The 22,759-nt window shown below is 71.0% G+C and carries 15 protein-coding genes; 13 read left to right on the top strand and 2 right to left on the bottom strand.

All coding sequences use genetic code 11. From position 1 onward, the window contains the following. The first annotated feature begins 38 nt into the window (after positions 1 to 38). The 9 genes from eccCa (at position 39) to AC5Y36_RS12280 (ending at position 9,937) form a co-directional block, all read left to right on the top strand. Positions 39 to 3,674 (top strand): type VII secretion protein EccCa, encoded by a 3,636-nt coding sequence (gene eccCa / locus AC5Y36_RS12320; RefSeq protein WP_500041186.1) that lies wholly within the window; start codon positions 39 to 41, stop codon positions 3,672 to 3,674. Continuing rightward, complete coding sequence (locus AC5Y36_RS12315) at positions 3,671 to 4,897, top strand: type VII secretion-associated protein (RefSeq protein ID WP_500041185.1); 1,227 nt, start codon at positions 3,671 to 3,673, stop codon at positions 4,895 to 4,897. Before eccCa ends, AC5Y36_RS12315 begins: the two co-directional genes overlap by 4 nt. A 57-nt stretch (positions 4,898 to 4,954) precedes the next feature. Next, positions 4,955 to 5,296, top strand: a complete 342-nt coding sequence (locus tag AC5Y36_RS12310) for a WXG100 family type VII secretion target (protein ID WP_500041184.1) — start codon at positions 4,955 to 4,957, stop codon at positions 5,294 to 5,296. A gap of 14 nt (positions 5,297 to 5,310) precedes the next feature. Then, positions 5,311 to 5,607 carry a WXG100 family type VII secretion target gene (locus tag AC5Y36_RS12305; protein ID WP_500041183.1) on the top strand — a complete coding sequence of 99 codons (297 nt, stop codon included), beginning with the start codon at positions 5,311 to 5,313 and terminating at the stop codon, positions 5,605 to 5,607. Positions 5,608 to 5,914: 307 nt separating this feature from the next. Beyond that, the gene (rplM, locus tag AC5Y36_RS12300) at positions 5,915 to 6,358 is read left to right on the top strand and encodes a 50S ribosomal protein L13 (protein ID WP_500041182.1); all 444 of its coding nucleotides are present in this window, start codon (positions 5,915 to 5,917) and stop codon (positions 6,356 to 6,358) included. Continuing rightward, the gene (gene rpsI, locus AC5Y36_RS12295) at positions 6,355 to 6,822 is read left to right on the top strand and encodes a 30S ribosomal protein S9 (RefSeq protein ID WP_500041181.1); all 468 of its coding nucleotides are present in this window, start codon (positions 6,355 to 6,357) and stop codon (positions 6,820 to 6,822) included. The genes rplM and rpsI overlap by 4 nt, the downstream gene beginning before the upstream one ends. Before the next feature lie 98 nt (positions 6,823 to 6,920). Continuing rightward, on the top strand, positions 6,921 to 8,258 hold the full coding sequence (gene glmM, locus AC5Y36_RS12290) for a phosphoglucosamine mutase (protein WP_500041180.1): 1,338 nt from the start codon (positions 6,921 to 6,923) through the stop codon (positions 8,256 to 8,258). Between the two features lie 173 nt (positions 8,259 to 8,431). Continuing rightward, positions 8,432 to 8,707 (top strand): type VII secretion target, encoded by a 276-nt coding sequence (locus tag AC5Y36_RS12285; protein WP_500041199.1) that lies wholly within the window; start codon positions 8,432 to 8,434, stop codon positions 8,705 to 8,707. Between the two features lie 3 nt (positions 8,708 to 8,710). After that, positions 8,711 to 9,937 carry a hypothetical protein gene (locus AC5Y36_RS12280; protein ID WP_500041179.1) on the top strand — a complete coding sequence of 409 codons (1,227 nt, stop codon included), beginning with the start codon at positions 8,711 to 8,713 and terminating at the stop codon, positions 9,935 to 9,937. A 9-nt stretch (positions 9,938 to 9,946) separates the two neighbouring features. On the opposite strand, the gene AC5Y36_RS12275 is transcribed toward AC5Y36_RS12280, so the two are convergent. Both AC5Y36_RS12275 and AC5Y36_RS12270 read right to left on the bottom strand, forming a co-directional pair. Further along, a complete protein-coding gene (locus AC5Y36_RS12275; RefSeq protein ID WP_500041178.1) occupies positions 9,947 to 11,770 on the bottom strand; it encodes a fatty acyl-AMP ligase in 1,824 nt (607 codons plus the stop codon). Positions 11,771 to 11,823: 53 nt separating this feature from the next. Further along, positions 11,824 to 12,867 (bottom strand): LLM class F420-dependent oxidoreductase, encoded by a 1,044-nt coding sequence (locus tag AC5Y36_RS12270; protein WP_500041177.1) that lies wholly within the window; start codon positions 12,865 to 12,867, stop codon positions 11,824 to 11,826. A 307-nt stretch (positions 12,868 to 13,174) separates the two neighbouring features. On the opposite strand from AC5Y36_RS12270, the gene gjpA (AC5Y36_RS12265) reads away from it, so the two are divergent. From gjpA (AC5Y36_RS12265) to AC5Y36_RS12250, 4 genes are all read left to right on the top strand, one after another. After that, positions 13,175 to 14,410: an outer membrane porin GjpA gene (gene gjpA, locus AC5Y36_RS12265; RefSeq protein ID WP_500041176.1), complete on the top strand. Its 1,236-nt coding sequence runs from the start codon at positions 13,175 to 13,177 to the stop codon at positions 14,408 to 14,410. A 74-nt stretch (positions 14,411 to 14,484) separates the two neighbouring features. Beyond that, positions 14,485 to 18,129 (top strand): PGRS repeat-containing protein, encoded by a 3,645-nt coding sequence (locus AC5Y36_RS12260; RefSeq protein ID WP_500041175.1) that lies wholly within the window; start codon positions 14,485 to 14,487, stop codon positions 18,127 to 18,129. Positions 18,130 to 18,584: 455 nt separating this feature from the next. Then, positions 18,585 to 19,754 carry an outer membrane porin GjpA gene (gene gjpA / locus AC5Y36_RS12255; protein WP_500041174.1) on the top strand — a complete coding sequence of 390 codons (1,170 nt, stop codon included), beginning with the start codon at positions 18,585 to 18,587 and terminating at the stop codon, positions 19,752 to 19,754. A 79-nt stretch (positions 19,755 to 19,833) separates the two neighbouring features. Beyond that, positions 19,834 to 22,635, top strand: coding sequence for a PGRS repeat-containing protein (locus tag AC5Y36_RS12250; RefSeq protein WP_500041173.1), 2,802 nt, complete (start codon positions 19,834 to 19,836; stop codon positions 22,633 to 22,635). The last annotated feature ends 124 nt before the right edge of the window (positions 22,636 to 22,759 follow it).

The following is a 22,759-nucleotide window of genomic DNA, read 5'->3' as shown; positions in this document are numbered from 1 at the left end:
TTGTCGGCGTTGCCGGCTCTGCCTACCGTGACGCCACCATGACCATCGAAGTTGCCGCACCGCCGGCGGTTGCTCAGCCGGCATCCACAGCCTGGTGGTCGCGACTGATGCCGGTCGCGATCGCGGTGCTGATGACCGGCATGGCCGCCGCGCTGTACCGGTCGGGGTCGGCAACACCGCGCAACCCGATGCTCGTGGCGTTCCCGGTGATGATGCTGGGGTCGGCGTGCGTGACGGTGATCTCCGGTCGCCGAACCGATCTGGACGCCGACCGTCGCGGCTACCTGGACTATCTCAGTGGTCTGCGCCGCTCGGTAACCGCAACGGCGGCCGCACAGCGGGCGTCGCTGATCAACGACCACCCCGACCCGGAGGCACTCTGGACGGGGGTGGGGTCGCGGTGCGACACCGGCTCGCAGTGCGGACGCGTCCGGGTCGGCGTGGGCGCCGCACCGCTGGATACCGTGCTGGTGGCCCCGCCGATGGCGCCGCAGGAACGAGCGGATCCGGTCACGGCCACGGCGGTCCGGCGGTTCATCCAAGCTCACGCAGAGCTCACCGACGTACCGGTCACCATCGCGTTGGGCGCACCGGTGACCGTGGACGGAGATCCGGCCGCTGTCCGAGGGCTGCTGCGGGCGATGGTCTGCCAGCTCGCGCTGCGGTACAGCCCCGATCAACTGTGCGTGATCGCAGTGTTGGACAGCGCCGCAGCAGAACAGTGGGAGTGGCTGAAATGGCTTCCGCACCACCAGTATCCGGTAGCGGCAGACAGTTCAGGATCGGATCTGCTGAGATACCCGACCCTGAGGTGCGCTCAGGACGCGTTGACAGGCCTGCAGCCGCCGCATGCGGTGATAGTGATCGACGGCGACGTGGTCGACGGAAAACCCGTGCTGAGCGGGGATGTGACCATCCTGGAGGTCGGCACTCGATGCGAGCGGTTCGCGACACCGGGGCCGCGGCTGATCATGAGCGCGGGGGAGCTACGGCAACGCGACGGGGTCGTCCTGGCCCGACCGGACCGGCTGAGCCAGGTGGAAGCGCTGGTGTTCGCCCGGCGGCTGGCCGGCCACGGCAGGGGCCGGAACCGCGAGCACCCAGCGCGGTGGGCGGACCTGGCCGGAATCGGTGATCCCGCGCAGTTCGACCCGGTTGCGGTGTGGCATCGGCGAAATGACCGCGATCGGCTCCGCGCGATAATCGGTACCACGGCGGCTGGCGCCCCGGTCGGCCTGGACATCAAAGAGGCCGCCGAGGGCGGGACGGGGCCGCACGGGCTGTGTGTCGGGGCTACCGGATCGGGCAAGTCGGAGCTGCTGCGGACCATCGTCTTGGGCATGCTCGCGCGGCACGCCCCCGACGAGTTGAACCTGGTGCTGATCGATTTCAAGGGCGGCGCCACGTTTCTCGGACTGGAAGGGATCCGGCATGTCGCCGCCGTCATCACGAACCTTGCCGACGAAGAACCGTTGGTGGCGCGAATGCACGACGCACTGGTCGGGGAGATGACCCGGCGCCAGGAATTGCTGCGGGCGGCCGGGTGCGTCAGCGTGGCGGGCTACCGCGACGCCCACCGGGCCGGAACCGCGGCGGTTCCACTGCCCGCGCTGTTCATCATCGTCGACGAATTCTCCGAATTGCTCAGCCAGCACCCCGACTTCGTCGACATGTTCGTCGCCATCGGTCGACTCGGCCGGTCGCTCGGGATGCACCTGCTGCTGGCCAGCCAGCGCGTCGACGAAGGAAGGCTACGCGGTCTGGAGTCGCATCTGTCGTACCGGATCTGTCTGAAAACCCTGTCCGCCGGCGAGTCACGGATCGTGCTGGGGTCCTCGGACGCCTACGAACTGCCCGCCTCGCCCGGAGCCGGATATCTGCGGTCGGCGACGGGCGAGGTGATCCGGTTTCAGGCCGCCTACGTTTCGGGTCCGGCCGCGGCGGCCGTCGATCCCCGCCCGCAGCTGTTCAGTGCCGACCCGCGCGGGCGGCGCGCCGCGTCGGCGCCGGCTGAGACGGCGACCGTGCTGCAGACCGTCGTGGGCCGGCTGGCCGGACACGGCACGCCCGCCCGTCAGGTGTGGCTGCCCCCGTTGGGGCAGGCACCGGAGCTGGGAACGCTGCTGGGCGCACCGAACTCGGCTGCAGTGCTGCGTATCCCGATCGGTGTCGTCGATCGGCCACTCGAACAGCGCCGCACCCCGCTGCTCATCGACCTTTCCGCAGCCGCCGGCAATGTCGCGGTGGTCGGTGGTCCACAAGCGGGCAAATCCACCGCACTGTGCACGGTGATCACCGCGTTGGCCGCCACCCACACTCCCCGCCAGGTGCAGTTCTACTGCCTGGATTTCGGTGGAGGAGCGCTGGCGGCGCTCGCGGCGCTGCCGCACGTGGGTGCGGTGGTGGCGATGACCCAACCCGATCTGGTCAGCCGCACCCTCGCTGAATTGGAAACACTGATCACTCGCCGTGAATCCCGGTTCCGGATGCTGGGGATCAGTTCCATGGCCGACTACCGGCGGCTGTTGGCGAACCGTGACCCCCGGTGCGCGGGCGAGCAGTTCGGCGACGTCTTCCTGGTCATCGACGGATGGGCCCGGCTGCGTCACGACTTCGACCTGCTGGAGGCATCGATCACCGCGCTGGCCGGTCACGCCCTGTCGTTCGGGGTGCACGTGGCGCTGTCCGCCGGGCGATGGGCCGATCTCCGGCCGGCGCTGAAGGATCAGATCGGCACCCGCATCGAGTTGCGGCTCGGGGATCCCGCCGATTCCGAGGTGAACCGGCGGCGTGCCCAACACGTCCCGATCGGTATCCCGGGACGCGGGCTGACCGAGGACGGGTTGCACATGCTGATCGCCGCGCCTTTCGATGCGCTCGCCGACGTGGCGCAGCGCCGCGGCGACGGTCACCACGCACCGCCGGTGCGGATGCTGCCGGAGGGGGTCGAGCAGTCCAGCGTGCTGCGGGTGGCGGACGCGGACCTGCGCACGCGGGTCCTGGTCGGACTCGGCGAGCGTGAACTCAAACCGGCGGCAATCGATTTCGATCGACAACCGCACCTGCTGGTGTTCGGCGACACCGGCAGCGGCAAGACATCGGTGTTGCGCACCCTGTGCGCCGAGATCACCCGGACCGCCGAGGCGGCGCAGGTGGTCGTCGTCGACTACCGGCGCACCCTGCTCGGCGTGATCGGGGATGAACAGCGGGGAGGATATGCGGCGTCGGCTGCCGCCCTGACCGAGCTGCTGCCCGGCCTGCTCGGAGTGCTGCGGCAACGGATGCCCGGACCGCAGGTCAGCCCGCAGCAATTGCGGGCCAGATCCTGGTGGTCCGGGCCGGAGATCTACCTGGTGATCGACGACTACGACGTGGTGGTCGCCGGCGGCGAGCAGCAACTGGCGGCGATCGTCGAATTCCTGCCGTATGCCGGTGATCTCGGACTGCACGTCGTGATCGCCCGCCGCACCGGCGGCGCCGCCAGGGCCATGTTCGAACCCCTGCTGGCCGGGCTGCGCGACCTGGGGGCGATGGGACTGATACTCAGCGGCAGCCCCGAGGACGGCCCGCTGATCGGCGCCGTGCGCCCGACGGCCCAGCCGCCGGGACGCGGCACCTTGATCACCCGCGCCGGCGCCCAACACATCCAGGTCGGCTGGAGCCCACCCCCGTGACGGCGGCGGTGATCGAGGCCGGGCCCGCAACCATTCGCCGGTTGGATTGCGGCGCCCCGAATCGGGGCGCGCTGCAGCGTGAGACGGTGGCCGCGGCGCTGGACGGATTGGACGATCCGGTGACGCTCATCGGTGATCAACCGGTGTCGGTCGACGCGCTGTGGTCCACCCTGCTGCGGACATTGCTGGGCGGGTCGCGAGATGCGGGCTCGCTGGTCATCGTTCACCCGAGCGGATGGGCCACCGCACGGATCGCCCGGGTGCAAGCCGCCGCACGCACCGTCGCCGACCACGTCGTCACCCGAAACCGGGCGTCGCTGCTGGCCGGGACCGACGCCCCCACCACGGTCGTGGTGGAGATCGGCCCGCGGCTGGTGGTCGTCGTTACCGGCGACGCGGTGCACGCCGAACCGCGACGCGGAGACCCGCAGCAGGTCGCGGCCGCGGCTGCCCGGCGTGCGGTGTCGCTGACATCGGGCCGCTGCCGCACCGTCGTGGTCGACGCGCCCAGCACCGTCGGCGGGGCGCCGACGCTGGCGCGGATGATCGCCGACCGACTACGCGCCGCCGACCTGGGCGTCGACCTCGTCGACGACGCCCGGTTGGCACGGTTGGCGCGGCCCGCGAAAGCGCCGGCCGTCGCGCCCGGCATCCCGGCGCCGCGATGGCGATCCGCGTCGCGTCGCAGCTGGATGTGGGCCGCCGCGCTGTTGCCGACCGGCCTGTTGTGGGTGTCCGGTATCCGTCCTGACACCTCCCCGGTCGCCTCGACCACCCCGTCTACTACGGCGACGCCGACGACCTTCCTGGTCGAGGGACGGATCGCGGTGCAGGTTCCGTCGCAGTGGCCGGTGCAGCGCGTCACCGCCGGGCCGGGCTCGGCGCGGCTGGTGCTGACGTCGCCGTCGAACCCGCAGGTGGCGTTGCATGTGACGCAATCATCGGTGCTCGACGAGACCTTGGACGCCACCGCCGCCGCGCTGCGGCGCGCACTGGACGACCAGCCGCCCGGCGTCTTCGTCGACTTCACCCCCGCCGCGCAGCGGGCGGGCCGGCCGGTGGTGACCTACCGCGAAGTGCGCACCGGCCACGACATCCGCTGGTCGATCGTGCTCGACGACGACGTGCGGATCAGCATCGGCTGCCAGGGCCCCACCGGCGCCGACGACACCGTGGACGAGGCCTGCGAGCAGGCGGTGCGCTCGGCGCACACCGTGAAGTGAGGGAACCAAACGAGGCGCACCGTCGTCGAACATGGATATCAGCGAGAGGGGACGCACGTGTCCGCACCGACCGGGGCCAACGTATCCGGAGCACACGCACTCAGCACCGATTTCGCCATGATGCGCGCGGTGGCCGCGACCATCGACACCCGCAGCGACGAGATGCGGGCGATGCTGCAGGGATTTGTCGGGCGGATGCGCAGTGTGCCGCCCACGGTATGGGGAGGCCTGGCGGCCGGTCGGTTCCACGATGTCATGGAGCGCTGGGACGCCGAGTCGGCGCAGCTGATCCGCTCGCTGCACGGCATCGCCGAAAGCATCCGTTGCAACGAGGCGACCCTGCGCGATGCCGCCCACCACCATTCCCGCCGCATCGCCGCCGCGGGCGAGAGTCTGTGAGGAGAGGGATAGCGATGGACCAGGCGCTGGCCTACAACTTCGACGAGATCGAGTACTCGGTCCGCCAGGAGATTCACACCACGTCGGCGCGCTTCAACGCCGAGCTGGAGGATTTGCGCGCGCAGCTGGCCCCATTGCACGAGGCATGGACCCGGGAAGCCGCCGGCGCGTACCGCGCCGAGCAGCTCAAATGGCATCAGGCGGCCGCCGCACTCACCAACATTCTGTTTGTGCTGGGCAACGCGGTGCGCGACGGCGCCGCTGAGGTGGCCGCGGCCGACCGCCGGGCCGCCGCGGCGTGGGGTCGCTGAGGCTCCTGCAAGCCGGCTGGGTGGTCTCGAGGGAGGGGAGCCCTCGAGACCACCCGGTCACGATCGCTCCCACCGCGGCGCCGCGACACGCAACCAGCTGCGACGACACGCCGCGAAGTGTGGCGATGGTTTACGTCTCGGCGAATACCGGCCGTTTTGACCTGCGCTGATGCCCGCCGGTAAGCTGCCACGTTGGCGTGCGGTACGTACGGGTCTCGGGTCAATGTCGGTCGCCGAGAACCCCAGCCGTCCACGCCGGACCGACACCCGGTCACCCACCGGGATTCAACCCGAGAAGAGGAGCGCTGTGCCTACCTACGCGCCGAAGGCAGGTGACACCACGCGGTCGTGGTACGTCATCGATGCCACGGACGTGGTGCTCGGCCGTCTCGCCGTCGCGGCAGCCACCCTGCTGCGCGGCAAGCACAAGCCGACGTTCACGCCGAATGTCGATGGTGGCGATTTCGTCATCATCATCAACGCCGACAAGGTCGCCATCAGCGGCGACAAGCTGCAGAACAAGCTGGCCTACCGCCACTCGGGTTATCCCGGCGGTCTGCGCAAGCGCACGATCGGCGAGCTGATGCAGAGCCGTCCCGACCGCGTGGTCGAGAAGGCGATCCTCGGGATGATCCCGCACAACAAACTGGGCCGTCAGATCCAGCGCAAGCTGCACGTCTACGCCGGTCCGGAGCATCCCCACGCCGCTCAGCAGCCGGTTCCGTACGAGATCAAGCAGGTGGCCCAATGACCGAGACGGTGGAAACCGAAATCACCGAAGCCGTTGCCGAGGTCCCCGAGGCTGTGGCGCCCGAGCCGGTATACCTGGAGCGTCCGATCCAGACCGTCGGCCGCCGCAAGGAGGCCGTGGTGCGGGTGCGGCTGGTGCCCGGCACCGGCAAGTTCGACCTGGACGGTCGCACCCTGGAGAACTACTTCCCCAACAAGGTGCACCAACAGCTGATCAAGGCGCCGCTGGTGCTGGTGGACCGGCTGGAGAGCTTCGACATCTTCGCCCACCTCGACGGCGGTGGCCCCTCCGGGCAGGCCGGCGCGCTGCGTCTGGCGATCGCGCGGGCGTTGATCGTCGCGCAGCCCGAGGACCGGCCGCCGCTGAAGAAGGCGGGCTTCTTGACCCGTGACCCGCGTGCGACCGAGCGCAAGAAGTACGGTCTGAAGAAGGCCCGCAAGGCGCCGCAGTACAGCAAGCGCTGATCGGCGGTTACGTTCTGGCCGCGAGCGTGCACCGTTGTGCGCATCGTCCGGCGTGTCGGCGTATCAACGCGCACGCTCGCGGCAGATAAAGGATTGTTATGGGTCGACTTTTCGGCACCGACGGTGTGCGTGGGGTGGCGAACCGCGAACTGACCGCGGAACTGGCGCTCGCGCTGGGGGCGGCGGCCGCGGCTTGCCTCACCTACACCGGCCGGACCGGTCGACGCATCGCCGTGGTGGGCCGCGATCCGCGGGCCAGCAGCGAGATGCTGGAAGCGGCGGTGATCGCCGGGCTGACCAGCGCCGGCATCGACGCGCTGCGGGTCGGTGTCCTGCCTACCCCGGCGGTCGCCCACCTGACCAGCGCGTATGACGCTGACTTCGGGGTGATGATCTCCGCGTCGCACAACCCGATGCCCGACAACGGCATCAAGATCTTCGGGCCGGGCGGGCACAAGCTCGACGACGCCACCGAGGACCAGATCGAAGACCTGGTCGCCGCCGGACCCGGGCTGCGGCCCGTCGGAGCCGAGATCGGGCGCGTCGTCGACGCACCCGACGCCCTGGACCGCTATCTGAGCCAGGTCGCGAAGGCCACCACGGCGCGGCTGGACGGCCTGACCGTGGTGGTCGACTGCGCCCACGGTGCCGCATCGGCGGCTGCGCCGCGCGCCTACGAAGCAGCCGGGGCGCGGGTCATCACGCTCAACGCCGACCCGGACGGGCTCAACATCAACGACGGCTGCGGCTCGACCCACCTGGAACCGCTGCGGGCCGCGGTGCTTGCCCACGGCGCGGACCTGGGCCTGGCGCACGACGGTGACGCCGACCGGTGCCTGGCCGTCGACGCCGACGGTGGCGTCATCGACGGCGACGCCATCATGGTGGTGCTGGCGCTGGCCATGAAGGAGTCCGGTGAGCTCGCCGACAACACCCTGGTGGCCACCGTGATGAGCAATCTCGGACTGCATCTGGCGATGCGCGCGGCCGGGGTCACGGTGCGCACCACGGGAGTCGGTGACCGTTACGTGCTCGAGGAGCTGCGATCCGGCGGCTACGCGCTGGGCGGCGAGCAATCCGGCCACATCGTGCTGCCGGAGCTGGCCACCACCGGCGACGGAGTCATCACCGGTCTGCGGCTGATGGCGCGCATGGCGCAGACCGGTCAGTCGTTGGCCGGTCTGGCGTCGGCGATGCGCACCCTGCCGCAGGTACTGATCAACGTTGAAGTCGCCGACAAAGCCACCGTCGCCGAGGCGCCGGCGGTGCGTGCCGCGGTCGCCGAGGCTGAGGCCGAGCTCGGAGACACCGGCCGAATCCTGCTGCGTCCCTCCGGGACTGAACAGATGGTCCGCGTCATGGTGGAAGCCGCCGATGAGGACACCGCGCGTCAGCTGGCGGCGCGGGTGGCGGACTCGGTCAGCACCGCGGACTAAAAACCTTCTCGCCCCGGATTTCCAGCCGCGACCGTGCACACAATGCCAGTCTTCTGGCCGTAAATGCGTACATTTGCGCACCCTCGCGGGGTGATTGGGGACGCCGCGGGAACCGTGCGGTGCGCCACCGCGTCGAAGTGGGTGTGGGACAAGACGACGTCACCCGGATAAACATGGCGGCGATGCGGACGGCCGCCGACCAATTCGACGCCGGTAGCGACATCCTGGACAACGCGGTACGTGCGCAGCTGGCCCGGCTGGAGTTCGACGGGGCCAGCGCCGGACGTGACCATGTCGCCGACGGCGACGCGGTGCGCCACACGCTGGACCGGCTGGCGGGGGAGCTGACCCGGTGGGCACGTGCCAGCGCCGAAATCGCCGCCGCGTTGCGGGCCGGCGCGCAGCGCTACGCCGACGCCGAGATGTGCGGCGCCACCCGGATCGGCTGACCTGTGGCGGTCCGCCTCGATGTGCCCGCCCGGTTCGATGAAGGCCGAGAAGCCCTGCGGCACATCCAGACCTACGTGTCGGCGTGCCGGATGCTGGGCTATCGGCATCCCGACCTGACGTCGTATGACAGGCAGGTCGACGACGCCTATGACCGGGAAGCCGGACTGGACCTGCGGATGCTTGACGAGGACTGCGGGCGGCTGCGGGCCGGGCTGGCCGCGGCCGAGGAAGCGCTGCGGATGCAGCGCGGGCAGATCGGCGAGCTTGCAGCGGCCTGGACCGGACCGGGAGCCGACCGCGCGGTCGGGTTCATCCAGCGGCACTGCGATTCGGCGGCCACCACCGTCGCCGCGGTCCGTACGGCCGTCGAACGGTGCGCGACCCTCACCGACGCGCTGTGGCAGCTCATCGACGAGAAGGTCGCCGCGACCGTCGATATCGATGACCGTGTGGCTGCACCGCGCGATCAGTGGCTGGCCGCCGCGCGGACCGTGACGGCCGGTCTGGGGGACCGGGCAACCGCCGCGGATATCGTCGAACAGCAGATAACGCCGTACGTGGACAACGACATCCGCACCGATTGGCTCGCCGTGATCCACTCCACCCGCAGCGCAGTGGCCGCCGCCTACGCCGCGGCAACCGATGGGTGGGCGCCCACTGCGCGTTTCGAGATACCCGGGGAATTCGGTGTGCGCTACCAGTCCTTCGCGCCGGCCCCGGTGCCGGAGATCCCGGCTGCCCCGATCGCCGCACACCGGGAAAAGGCGGCGGGCGAGCCACCGTTGGGTGCCGGCCCCGCACCGGAGACGCCGGTCGCACCGGTCGATGCACCGCTGCCGGTCGGCGCGCCGGAACCGGCACTCGGTGCCGCGCCCGCAGGATCGCCCATCGATACCGGATCGTCCACCGACGCCGGTGATCTCAGCGGACTGCTGCACCAGTTCGTCGAGGCGATCGACGGTTTGCGGGGCGTCCCAGAGGATGAACTCGACGACGCTGAACTCGACCCGGAACCCGACGATGAGGAACCCGGAGACGACGGGTCGCTCACCGCGATCCCCGATCCGCAGCCACCCCCAGACACGGCAGCCGACCCCGACGCCGAACCGGTCTCGGAGCCCGAGACGCCGGCCGCCCAGCCGGCTGAGCAGCCCGAACCACAAGACGCTGCCCCCGCGCCCAGCCCGTGTGAGATCGCAGCGGATGAACTACCGCAGGTCGGGGAGTGATCAGCGGGCTCAGACTTGGCGGGATCCCCAGGCCTGCAACGCCGCGACGACCTTGGCTGCGGCCTCCAGCTGCTCCAACGACAACTCGTCGGCGGGTGCGCGCCATTCAGCGACCACGGCAAGAGAGCCGTCGACGAACTGCTGGCGGGTTTGGCCGCGCTGAATCTTGCCGCTCGAGGTGGTGGGCATCGACACATGGTGCACCAGGACCACGGCGTCGGCAGCGATCCCGTGGTGCGTGGCGACCGCGGTCCGGATCTTGTCGATGACCTCCTCCAGGTCGGTGTCCCCGGCGCGTGCGCCGTCCACCTCGTGGACGACAACCAACTGCTCGATGCCACCGGGCGGTGCGTCCGTCGCGAAGACCGCGCCCCGGCCCGACACCAGCACCGGATCGCACTGCTGCACGGTGAACTCGATGTCGTTGGGGTAGTAGCGGTGGCCGTCGACCACCACGAGGTCCTTGCAGCGTCCGGTGACGTACAGCTCACCGGCACACAGGAACCCGAGGTCGCCGGTGCGCAGGAACGGCCCCCGGTTCGGGTCGCCCGGCTCCGCCAAGACCGCCCCGAACGTCTGGGCGGTTTCCTCGGGCCGTCGCCAATAGCCTGGGGCGACATTGGGTCCGGCGACCCAGATCTCACCGATCTCATCGGTGCCGCAGGGCTGACGGGTCACCGGGTCGACGATGGCGACATCTGTTTCACGGGGCTGACCGCAACCCACGAACGTCGCGGCGGCGGGATCCTCCGGCGCGACGTCGACGGCGCGGTCCTCGGCCAGGGCGACACGATCGAGGTAGCGCACCCCCGGCATGCCCTCCACGCATCCGGCCGACACACACAGCGTGGCCTCGGCCAGCCCGTACACCGGATAGCAGGACGAAATCTGGAAGCCCGCCGGGGCAAAGGCATCAGCGAAGGCGGCCAGGCTGGTGGCGCGGATCGCCTCGGCGCCGTTCATGGCGACGGTCAGGCAGGACAGATCCAGCGCGGCGCGCTCGGCCGGTGTGCTGGTTTCCACGCACCGGTCGTAGGCGAAGTTCGGCGCGGCGGTGATCACCCCGCGGTGCCGGGACACCAGTTCCAGCCAGCGCATCGGGCGCTTGATGAACGCGGTCGGTGACATCAGCGCCGTGCTGGCCCCGATGTAGACCATGGACAGGATGCCGCCGATGAGACCCAGGTCGTGATGCGGTGGCAGCCAGAAGACCCCCTTGGCGTTCTCGTCGCCGTTCCACGCCTGCCGGATGGCGTCCACGTTGTGCAGCACATTGCCGTGGGACAGCAGCACGCCCTTGGGTGAGCGGGTCGATCCCGAGGTGTACTGGATGGCGGCCGGGGAGTCGGTGTCGATGTCGGGGGCCACCCAGGTGTCCGGGTCGGCACCGGCGTCGGTGAAGAACCAATGCTCGGGTTCCCCGGGGATCCTGGCGACCGCGGATCGGGTGGCCTGTTGGGATTCCATGGCGGTGAGCGCGAACCGGGCTTGCGCGTCCGGGACGACCACCGCCAGGCGCGGTGCCAGCTTCTGGTGTACCGGGACGGCGATGGCACCGGCGTAAAGGCAGCCGAAGAATCCCGCGATGAAGTCCAGACCTGGGCGCACCAGAACCAGGACTCGCTCGCCGGCGACGTCTCGGCGCTGCAGATCCGCCGCGATCGCGCGAGCCCGCCGGTCCAACTCGCGGAAACTCAGTTCACTACGGCCTTCGTCGTCCCCGTTGTAGGAGAAGCTGAATGCCACCTTGTCGCAATACCGTTCGGCTTGCCGTTGCAGCAGGTCTACCAGGGTTTGCGCGGTGGGCACTGTCGTCGTGGGGGTGAAGGCCATGGCCCTATCTTGGCCCCCGCCGTGTCGTGGATCACAATCGGGTCCCGCTGATGTCAGGCGGGCAGCAGGCCGCGCAATTCCTCGACGTAGCGCAACGCTTCGCCGGGATCGGTGGCCAGCGGGCCGACCAACAGCGTGGTCACCCCGGCCTGCGAAAACGCGGCCAGCCGTTCGGCGACCAACCCGCGCGGGCCGATCAGCGATACCTGGCGCACCAACTCGTCGGGAACGGCGTTGATCGCCTCGGCTTTTCGGCCGGACAGGTACAGCTCCTGGATGTGGTTGGCGACATCGCCGAACCCGTACCGGGTGGCCAGGTTGTGGTAGAAGTTGCGGCCCTTGGCGCCCATTCCGCCGATGTACAGCGCCAATTGCGGTTTGACCCACCCCAACCGGTCGTCGACGTCGTCGCCGATCGCCAGCGACGCACCCACCATCACGTCCAGCGGACCCAGTGCCGGATCCCGTTTGGCCGCACCGGCGTCCAGCGCCGCCCCCCACACGTCAGCGGCCTTCTCCGGATAGAAGAACACCGGCTGCCAGCCGTCGGCGATCTCCGCGGTCAGTTCCACGTTCTTGGGCCCCAGTGCCGCAATCGAAATCGGAATGCGTTCGCGGACCGGGTGATTGATCAACTGCAGCGGCTTGCCCAGACCGGTGCCGCGGTCCGCCGGCAGCGGCAGCTGATAGTGCTTGCCATCATAGCTGACCCGCTCGCGTCGCCACACCTGCCGGCAGATCTCCACCACCTCGCGGGTCCGGCCCATCGGGGCGTCGAACGCCACACCGTGAAAGCCCTCCACCACCTGGGGGCCCGAGGTGCCCAGGCCCAGGATGAACCGTCCGTCGGACACGTAGTCCAGACCCGCGGCGGTCATGGCCAGCAAGGCCGGGGTCCGGGTGTAGATCGGCAGGATCCCGGTCGCCAGCTCGATGGTCGAGGTCTTGGCGGCCAGGTAGCCGAGCTGGCTAACTGCGTCGAACGAGTACGCCTCGGCGACGACCGCGACGTCGACGCCGACCTTCTCGAACTCGACGACCTGCTCAACGGCCTCTTTGAACCCGCCTGAATACGCCAGTTGCACGCCGATTCGCATAGACGACAGATACCACGTCGGGCCGGCCGCGGAAGGGTCGGGGAACGGCCGGATTAGAGGAACGCGTGCGGCTACTAAATTTTCGTTTCCGCAGAAGACTCAGGGTTAACACATAGAAAATTGCATAACGGGCTGGTTACGGCCTTCTGGCCTGTGGGATCGGGAAAGAATTATTTGACGTGAGTGCTTGTATCTCAGGTGACTCTCAAGTAGTGTTACAGATCACAGCGGTGTGTAAGGAATGTCACAGTCGCAGCACGGTGGCCTCCGAACCGCTTCAGCACAGGGCAGCACCGAAAACGAGGAGATGGCTGTGCAGCAAACCCTTCGCCCCTACGTCACCGCTGGCATCGCGATTGTCGGGTCCGGCGTCATCGCCGTCACCCCGGTGGCGGCACCGCTGCCCGAGCTGCCCGTCCTCCGCGACGTCGCGCTCACCGCGGGCGGCACGTTGCCCGATGCGCTGGCGCCGTGGACCGATGTGTTCAACACCGCCTCGGACAACGCCACGCAGCTCGCCAACAACTTCTTCCTGGCACCCGGCGTGGGGCTGCAGCAGTTCCTCGCCAATCAAAGTCAGTTCTGGACGCAGATTCTCAACGACCCGTCGTCCATTCCCACCGTGATGAACGAGTTCCAGGAGCATCTCAAAGCGGTCAACGACGCCTACACACTGCTCAACGCGGATCCCGACGTCATCGCGGCGACCACGCTGCACACGCTCAACCCCGGATTCGACACCGTCTTGAACCCTGACGGAAGTATCGGCATCGACGCCGGCCACGCCGCGCTGTTCCAGCTGCTGCCGAACTTCCTGCCGGCCGATCAAGCCGACACGCTGACCCCGATCATCAATTTCTTGGCGTCGCCGGCGAGCGCCATTATGATCGGCGGGCTGGGGCCGCTCATCAGCCCGTTGGTCGCGATGATGAACAGCATCACCGACCACGACAGCTTCGGCGACACCATCGCAAACATGTACGGCGCCTTCTTGAATGGTGCCACCTTGAACCTCGACGGGTTGATCCCGATGATCGAGCAATCGGGCCTGCTGCCGTTGCCGGCCGGCACCACCCTGAACAGTCTGAGCTTCGCGTTCGGCGGGCTGCTCAGCGGCGGCGAGGTCAGTGCCGGCCCGTACAACCTCTACGACGGTGCCGGCGACATCACGACCTCGATCCCCGCCGTCGGCGGCTCGATCTTCAACAGCCTCGGGCTGAACATCACGGCGAACCTGTTGGGGCAGCAACTGCCGCTCAACGTCGACCCGGTCGCGGTCGGCCCGATCGGTGCCTGGGAAGCCTGGTCGCAGACCGTCGCCGGACTGCTGGGCGCGCCCGCCTGGGGCTGGGACGCCAAGAGCAACCCGGGCGACTCACCCCCCGCGGACCCGCCGTTGGGTGGGTTCAGCTTCCCGACCATTCCGGACGACTTCTTCGACGACGGCGGCAGCAGCAGCGCAGCCGCAGACGCCCTGGGTGCGACGGCCGGAGCGGCCGACCTCAGCTGGCTGACCGACATTCTCGCCTCGCTGGGCGCCTGAACCACCATCACATCCAGTTCCATCGGCAAATTTCCACTCCGCAGCAAGGCTGTTCACAGGGAAGGTGTTCGCAAATGAGCCGTCGTCACACCAGCAGCCAAGGTGGCCGTCACGGTACGAACGGATCTCGGCGCCGTCGGCGGGTAGTCGGCGCCGGTAGTGCGGCGGCCGCGTTCCTCGCGTTCGGGATGACTCCGCTGACGGCCGCGCCGCCGGCGCATGCCGACGACCTCGGACTCGGTGATCTGCTTGCCGACCTGCTCGGCAGTGTGACCGCAAGCGCCGGTGATGCGGGCACGCTGGCCGCCCTGGATGCGGGCAGCCAAGGCTTCGATGGCGCGCTGGACGGGTTGTCCACCGCTCCGCTGCTGGCGGCCGGAGACCCGAGCGACTTCTGGACCGGGCTGATCGACCAGTGGTTCTACGAGCCGCTGCATGCCGGGCTGCAGGCGTGGATCACCAGCCCGTTCGGTGAACAGATCGACGACATGATCAACCAGATGTCCGGGCTGTATCTGATCGGCAACGGTGTCGACGGAACTGCGCTCGATCCCGACGGCGGCAACGGTGGGCTCTGGTTCGGCGATGGCGGGGACGGCTGGGACAGCGACGCGGCCGGCGTTAACGGCGGTGACGGCGGCGACGCGCTCGGCATGTTCGGTAACGGCGGGGCGGGCGGCGACGGCGGCGCCGGTGCCGACGGCGGCGCCGGTGGGGCCAGCGCCTGGTGGATGGGCAACGGCGGTGAGGGCGGCGCCGGCGGGGCCGGCTTGGGCCCGGGCCTGACCGGCGGCGACGGCGGTGACGGCGGTGCCTCGGTTGCGCTGTTCTTCGGCAACGGCGGGGCCGGTGGGGTCGGCGGCGCCGGCGTCAACGGTGCGGCCGGCAGCTTCGCCTCGGGAGGCACGGGTATCGGCGGCTCCGGCAGCGCCGGCGGCACCGGCGGCGACGGTGGCCGCAGCGGCTACACCTTCGGAAACGGCGGCAACGGCGGTGCCGGAGGCGCAGCAGGCACTGGCGGCGCGGGCGCGGCGGGTGACGCCGCCAACGTCGACGGTGGTAATGGCGGCCAAGGCGGTAGTGGCGGTGGCGGCGGTAACGGCGGCGTGAAGTTCAACGGCACCTTTGGGTCGGCCGGCCAGGACGGCGTCGGCGCCGCTGGCGGGGTCGGTGGCGTCGGTGGCGACGCGGCCACCGACGCCAACGGCGACTTCCTCGGCGACGGCGGCAACGGCGGCTTGGGTGGGTCCGGCGGCGGATACCTGAACGCCAGTGCCATCGGGGGTGCAGGCGGCGCCGGAGGCGACGGCGGCGACGGCATCAACGGCGGCCTCGGTGCTTACGGAGGCCACGGCGGCAACTCCACCGGCGACGCCACCGGTGGTGTCGGTGGCGCCGGCGGTGGAGGCGGTGACGCCACCGGTGCTGCTGGCGTCACGGGCACCGCCGGCAACGGTGGTCTCGGCGGCCAGGGCGGCAGCAGCCAGACCGGTACCGGCGGCGCCGGTGGTGCAGGTGGTAACGGCGGCAACGGCGCCACCGATGACGACACCATCCAGACCATCGGCGGCCACGGTGGCTACGGCGGCACCGGTGGCACCAGCAACGGCACCGGGACGGCTACCGCCGGGGCAGGCGGCGTGGGTGGTAACGGCGGGACCGGGACCTACACCGGTGGCGGCGGCGGTTTCGGTGGCGACGGCGGATTCAACTTCAACACCGGAATCGGTGGCGCCGGCGGCAACGGCGGTACCGGCGGCGACGCCACCGGCTGGGTGGTCAGTGGCACCGGCGGTCCGCTGGACGGCCAGACCGTCAGCATCGGCGGCGCCGGTGGTGACGGTGGCGGCGGCGGTGAAGGTGTCGCCCAAGGCGGTGTCGGCGGGGTTGGCGGGGCCGGCGGCAACGGCGCCGCGACCGGTATCAGCGTGGGCGGTGACGGCGGCAACGGTGGCGCCGGCTCCGAGACCGTCAACAACTTGTTCGGCCCGGGCAACGGTGGTGCCGGCGGTGTCGGCGGTGTCGGCGGCAACGGAACGGCCTCCGGTGGTGACGGTGGCGCCGGTGGTGCCGGTGGCCAGGGTGGCGGCGGCGGTGCCGGCGGTAATGGTGCTGCCGGCGGTGCCGGCGGCAACAGCGGCGGAGCGGTGATTCCGGCAGCCAACGACCTCGGTCTGGCGCCGAGCCATGCCGGCGCGGGCGGCGCCGGCGGCATCGGCGGTGCGAGCAACGGCGGGGCCGGTGTCGGCGGGAACGGTGGAGCCGGTGGTGCCGGCGGCACCGGTGCCGGGGCGGTCGACGGTGGTGCGGGTGGCGCGGGTGGCGACGGCGGCCTCGGCACGCCGGCCGGAACCGGCGGCGTCGGCGGTGTCGGTGGCGCGGCAACCGGCAGCGGTAACGGCGGTGCTGGCGGCGACGGTGGCGCCGGAGGGGCCGGTGGTACCGGCAGCGCCGGCAGCCACTCCGCAACTGCAGCCGGTGGCACCGGCGGCAACGGCGCCGTCGGTGGCACCGGCGGGCAAGGCGGGGCTGGGGGCGCCGCGAACACCGGCACCGGTGGAGTCGGCGGTAGCGGCGGCGTCGGTGGCGGTGGCGGCGACGGCGGTGTCGGCGGCAAGGGCGGCACCGACGCGACCGGCAACGGCTTGGCTGGCGGTAACGGCGGCACCGGCGGCGCCGGTGGCACTGGCGGGGCGGCCGGCGCCGGTGGTGCGAGCACCAGCGGAACCGCGGGCGGTGCCGGCACCGCTGGACTCGACGGTGACGGCGGCGACGGCGGGGCTGGCGGCGCCGGTGGAATCGGGGCCGCCGGGACGGCGGGCGCGGACTCGGCGACGGCGGCCGGCGGCAACGGGACCGATGGCGGCAACGGCGGGCTCGGCGGCAACGGCGGCGCCGGTGGCACCTCCGGTACCGGGGCTGCCGGCAACGGCGGTGTCGGCGGAATGGGCGGGTCTGGTGGCGGCGGTGGCGTCGGCGGCAATGGCGGCACCAATGCGGCCGGCGTCGGTCAGAGCGGTGGCAACGGTGGCAACGGCGGCACCGGTGGCGCGGCCGGCACCGGTGGCGCGGCCGGTACCAGCACCAGCGGTGCTGCCGGCACGGTCGGCGCCGACGGCAATGGCGGCGCCGGTGGCGCGGCCGGCAATGGCGGCAACGGCGGCAACGGAACCAACGGCACCAGCCCGGCGAACGCGGCCGGCGGCAACGGCAATGCCGGCGGGAACGCGGGCAGCGGCGGTAACGGCGGCGCCGGCGGCACCTCGGTCGGCGGCACCGGTGGAACCGGCGGGGCCGGCGGCGTCGGTGGACAAGGCGGGACCGGCGGCAACGGCGGGACCGGCGGAACCAATGCCACCGGCGATGGCTTCGACGGCGGGAACGGCGCGATCGGCGGTAACGGTGGTGCCGGCGGCACCGCCGGTGCCGGCGGCACGAGCACCAGTGGCACCGCCGGCACTGCGGGCGCCGATGGCGCCGGCGGAGACGGTGGCGCCGGCGGCAACGGTGGCAGCGGCGGCACCGCGCAGGGAGCTGGAAACACCGGTGGCGATGGCGGCGACGGCGCCGACGGCGGCAACGGCGGCGACGGCACGGGCACCGCGACCGGTGGCGACGGCGGAGCCGGTGGACAAGCCGGGCCCGGCGGCATCGGCACCGGTGGTGCCACCAATGGCAGCCCCGGCGCTCCTGGGAACGACGGCCAGCCGGGAACCTAAACCCGACCGGTTCATTCAGATCGCGGTCGCCGGGGACAAACGGACCCGGCGACCGCGATCTATGGTCGGCGGGCCGGGTAACCGGGTATCTGAGCAAACCTGGCGGCGGTGCCGCCGGTGGGCGCGGCGCCGCTGGCAGCGACCGGGCCGACAGCCGCCAGAACCACTGGTCGGCGGACGACCGAAGGCTCAAACCCAGCGGAAAAGCCGCGGCGGCTAAATTTGCGTTCCCGCAGAAGGCTCAGGGTAAGCACATGGTAAGCCGCATAACGGCCAGATAACAGCACCCTGGCCTGCGGGCCCGCATGAGAATTATTTGACGTACATGCTTGTGTCTTAGCTGACTCTCAAGTAGTGTCCAGAATCACAGCGGTGTGTAAGGAACGCCACAGTCACTGCACAGTGGATTTGCAGCCGCTTCAGCACAGGGCAGCACCGACAACGAGGAGATCGCTGTGCAGCAAACCCTTCGTCCCTATATCACCGCCGGCGTTGCGCTCGTCGGGTCGAGCCTCATCGCCGTCACTCCGGTCTCGGCGCCGCTGGCGGGTCTCCCGAGAATCAGCGACATCGCGCTAACCGCGACCGACACCTTGCCCGAGCTGATGGCGCCGTGGACCGAGGTGTTCAACCAGGCGTCGGCCAACCTCACCACGCTGACCCAGAACTTCTTGCTGGCGCCCGGGGTCGGCTTGCAGCAGATGCTGGCCAACCAGTCCCAGTTCTGGCAGGAGATCCTCGACGACCCGTCGAAGTTCCCGGAAGTGATGCAGCAGATCCAGCACAACCTGGACTCCGTGCTGACCGGGTACACGCTGCAAAACGCCACCGGCAGCCTCGGGCTGGATGGCTTGGTCGGCACCATCGGCACCGTGGGGGTACATACCCTCAGCGGATCGGACCTGAGCACTTTCGCCCTGGGCCATGACGCGCTGTTCGGGCTGCTGCCGTCGTTCTTGCCGGCCGATCAGGCTGACCTGGCGACACCGATCGTCAACTTCCTGGCCTCGCCGATGAGCGCCATCATCATCGGCCAGTTGGGCCCGATGTTCAGCCCATTGGTGGCGCTGATGAACAGCATCAGCGACGGTGACGACTTCAACACCATGATGGCCAACATGGTCGACGGCTACCTCAACGGCGCCACCCTGAACCTGGACGGCCTGATACCGCTGATCGCCAGCACCGGCTTGTTGCCGGAGGGCACCAACATCACCCACCTGGAGTTCGCGCTGGGCGGTCTGCTGACTCCCGGCGACGTGGCCGTCGGCCCTTACCAGGTGACGGACGCCGCCGGCAACCTCATCGAGGTCCCCGCGGTTGGTGGGTCGATCTTCAACAGCCTCGGCATCACCCTGGAGACCGGCATCCTGCCCGGGGTGCCGATCGCGATCGAAGGCCAGGGCGTCGGCCCGATCGCGGCGATGGAGGCCTGGGGACAGACCGTCGGGGCGTTGCTCGGCTCCGGCTGGACCGGCAAGGACCCGATCGAAGTCACCCCGCCGTGGCCTGGGATCGATTTCCCGACCATCCCCACGGACTTGTTCGACGACGGCGGCACAGCACCGGCCGCAGCCGACGCTACGGCCGAGGCGCTGCAAGCCCTCCTCGGGGCGTTGGGCTGAGCAGGCCCGCCCGCTGACCCGCTGATCCCTGACAACCTGCAACTTTCATAGAACCGCTTCACAGGAGAGGTGTTCGCAAATGAGTCGTCGCCACAGCAGCAGCCAGCCTGGCAACTCCGGGGCCCGGCGCCGCAACCGGGTGATCGGCGCCACCACTGCGGTGGGCGCGTTCCTGGCTTTCGGGATGACCCCGTTGTCGGCTGCGCCGCCCGCGCGCGCCGACGCTGAGTTCGACTGGATCCTCGACATGATCACCCCGCTGTTCGGGGTGGACGCCGGCGATGCCACGGCAGGGCTGGACCTGGGCGCCCTGCTGGACGCCCCGGCGGCAAGTGCGCTGGATGCGTCGGCGCTGGCCGGTGACCCGAGCGACATCTGGACCGGCCTGCTCGACCAGTGGTTCTACGAGCCGATGCACGCCGGCATGCAGGCGTGGATCACCAGCCCGTTCGGCGAGCAGGTGGATGGCTGGATCAACGATTGGTCGGGTCTGTACCTGATCGGCAACGGCGTTGCGGGCACCGCTGACAACCCCGACGGCGGCGACGGCGGGCTGTGGTTTGGTGACGGTGGCGCCGGCTGGGACAGCGACGTGGCCGGTACGGCCGGCGGCAATGGCGGCGACGCGATCGGCATGTTCGGCAACGGCGGTGCCGGCGGTGACGGCGGGGCCGGCGCGGACGGAGGTGCTGGCGGCACCGGTGCCTGGGTGATGGGTATCGGCGGCGCGGGCGGTGCCGGTGGTGCCGCGACCGTGGCCGGCGGGGCCGGCGGCGACGGGGGCGAAGGCGGCGCGGCCGCCGCCTGGTTCTTCGGTAACGGCGGCGCCGGCGGGGTGGGCGGTGCCGGAATGAGCGGCGCCGCGGGCACCGCGGTTTCAGCCGGCGGCACGGGTGCCGGTGGTGCCGGCGGATCCGGCGGCAATGGTGGCGCCGGCGGACGCAGCGGCTTCATGTTCGGCGACGGCGGTAAGGGCGGCGACGGCGGGGCGGCCGGCGACGGCGGCAACAGCGCGCAGAGCGACGCGACCGGCGTGACCGGTGGCGCCGGCGGCAACGGCGGTAACGGTGGCGCCGGTGGCGCTCGCGGATCCGCCTACTACGCCGGCTCGTTCTACGGCAGCGCCGGGCAGGCTGGCGACGGCGCGGACGGCGGCAACGGCGGCGCCGGCGGCGACGCGGTCAAGGACGCGGCCGGCGACTACATCGGCCAGGGCGGAGTTGGTGGCGCGGGCGGCGCGGGCGGTAGCGGCGAGCACGGCGGCAACGGCGGCACCGGTGGCAACGGCGGCGACGGAACCGGCGTCAGCACGACCGGTCCGACCTACCCCTGGAACTCCGGCGGCAATGGCGGCACCGGCGGCGGGGGCGGCGCTTCGCTGGGCGCCAACACCGGCGGCGCCGGCGGTGACGGCGGCCAGGGTGGTCTGGGCACCCTGGGCTTCGGCGGCCAGGGCGGCATGGGCGGCCAGGGCGGCAACAGCGACAGCGGCACCGGCGGCACCGGCGGCAACGGCGGTGTGGCCGGTAACGGTGCCACCGACGACAACACCGTCGCGACCAGCGGCGGCCAGGGCGGCTACGGCGGCCAGGGTGGCAACAGCAACAGCGGTACCAGTGGCGCCGGCGGCAACGGCGCGGCCGGTGGCGACGGCACGCTGCGCGGCGGCACCGGCGGCGGCGGCGGTCAGGGCGGCTACAGCACCACCGGCGACGGCGGCGCCGGAGGCAATGGTGGCGCCGCCGGCAAGGGTGTGGGCTGGAACGACGGCACCACCACCTGGAGCGCGGGCGGTTACGGCGGCGCCGGCGGCATCGGCGGATCCAGCGGAGGCGGCGGTACCGGTGGCGACGGCGGTGTCGGTGCCGCGGGCGCCGACGGCGCGACCGGCGACAACGTCGTCAGCATCGGCGGCAACGGCGGCGCCGGCGGCCAGGGCGGCACCAGCAGCGGCGGGGCCACCGGTACGGGCGGCAACGGTGGCACCGGTGGCAATGGCACCGCGTCCGGCGGCGACGGAGGCCAGGGCGGCAAGGGTGGCGACGGCTTCTCGGGCCTGTCCACCAGGAGTGACGGCGGTGCCGGTGGCAACGGCGGTGCCGGTGGTGCCAGCGGTGGCGTCGCGACGCCGACCACTGGCGCCCCCGACGGCTTCGGTACCAGCCACGCCGGCACCGGCGGCGCCGGCGGTGACGGCGGCCACGCCTACGGTGCCGGGGCTGCCGGCGGCAACGGCGGTGCCGGCGGTGTCGGTGGTGACGCAACGGGCACCGTCGACGGCGGCACCGGTGGGGCGGGTGGCGCCGGCGGTGGCGGTAGCACCGCGGGTAACGGCGGCACCGGCGGCGCCGGCGGCACCGCGACGGCGGGTGATGGCGGCGACGGTGGGGCCGGCGGTGCCGGTGGCACGGCCGAACAAGGTGCCGCCGGCACCAGCGGAATCCCGTTGCTCCCAGGCGGAGCCAACACCGCGGGCGGCGACGGCGGTAACGGAAACGCCGGTGGTACGGGCGGCAACGGTGGCATCGGCGGTGCCTCCCAGACCGGGACCGGTGGTGACGGTGGTGCCGGTGGTGCCGGTGGCGACGGCGGCCACGGCGGCGGCGGTGGTGCCGGTGGCACCGACCCCGTCACCGGCAACGGCTTCGACGGCGGCAACGGTGGCAACGGCGGTAACGGCGGGACCGGCGGCAATGGCGGCAACCACGGTGTGGGCGGTGCCGGCAACGGCACCGGCGGTGCCGGCGGCGCCGCGGGCAACGCCGGTGCGGCCGGCGCGGCTGGCACCGGAGGTGCCGCGACCGGTACCGGCACGCCTGGTACCGACGGCACCGCGGGCGAGGCCGGTGGGCCTGGAACTGCCGGCCAGCCGGGTACCTAGCCGACGGCTGCAAACGACCACGGCCGCCGCGCCCCAATGGGGCACGGCGGCCGTGGTCGTTTTCAGCAAATAAGAGCCGGGCGCGTTCCGCGGCGCCGTCAGCAATCAACCTGAAACGTTCTCA

Source organism: Mycobacterium sp. NGS50 (assembly GCF_059812545.1).
Note: the sequence above shows the minus strand (reverse complement) of the source record. Positions and strands in the feature narration are given on the sequence as shown.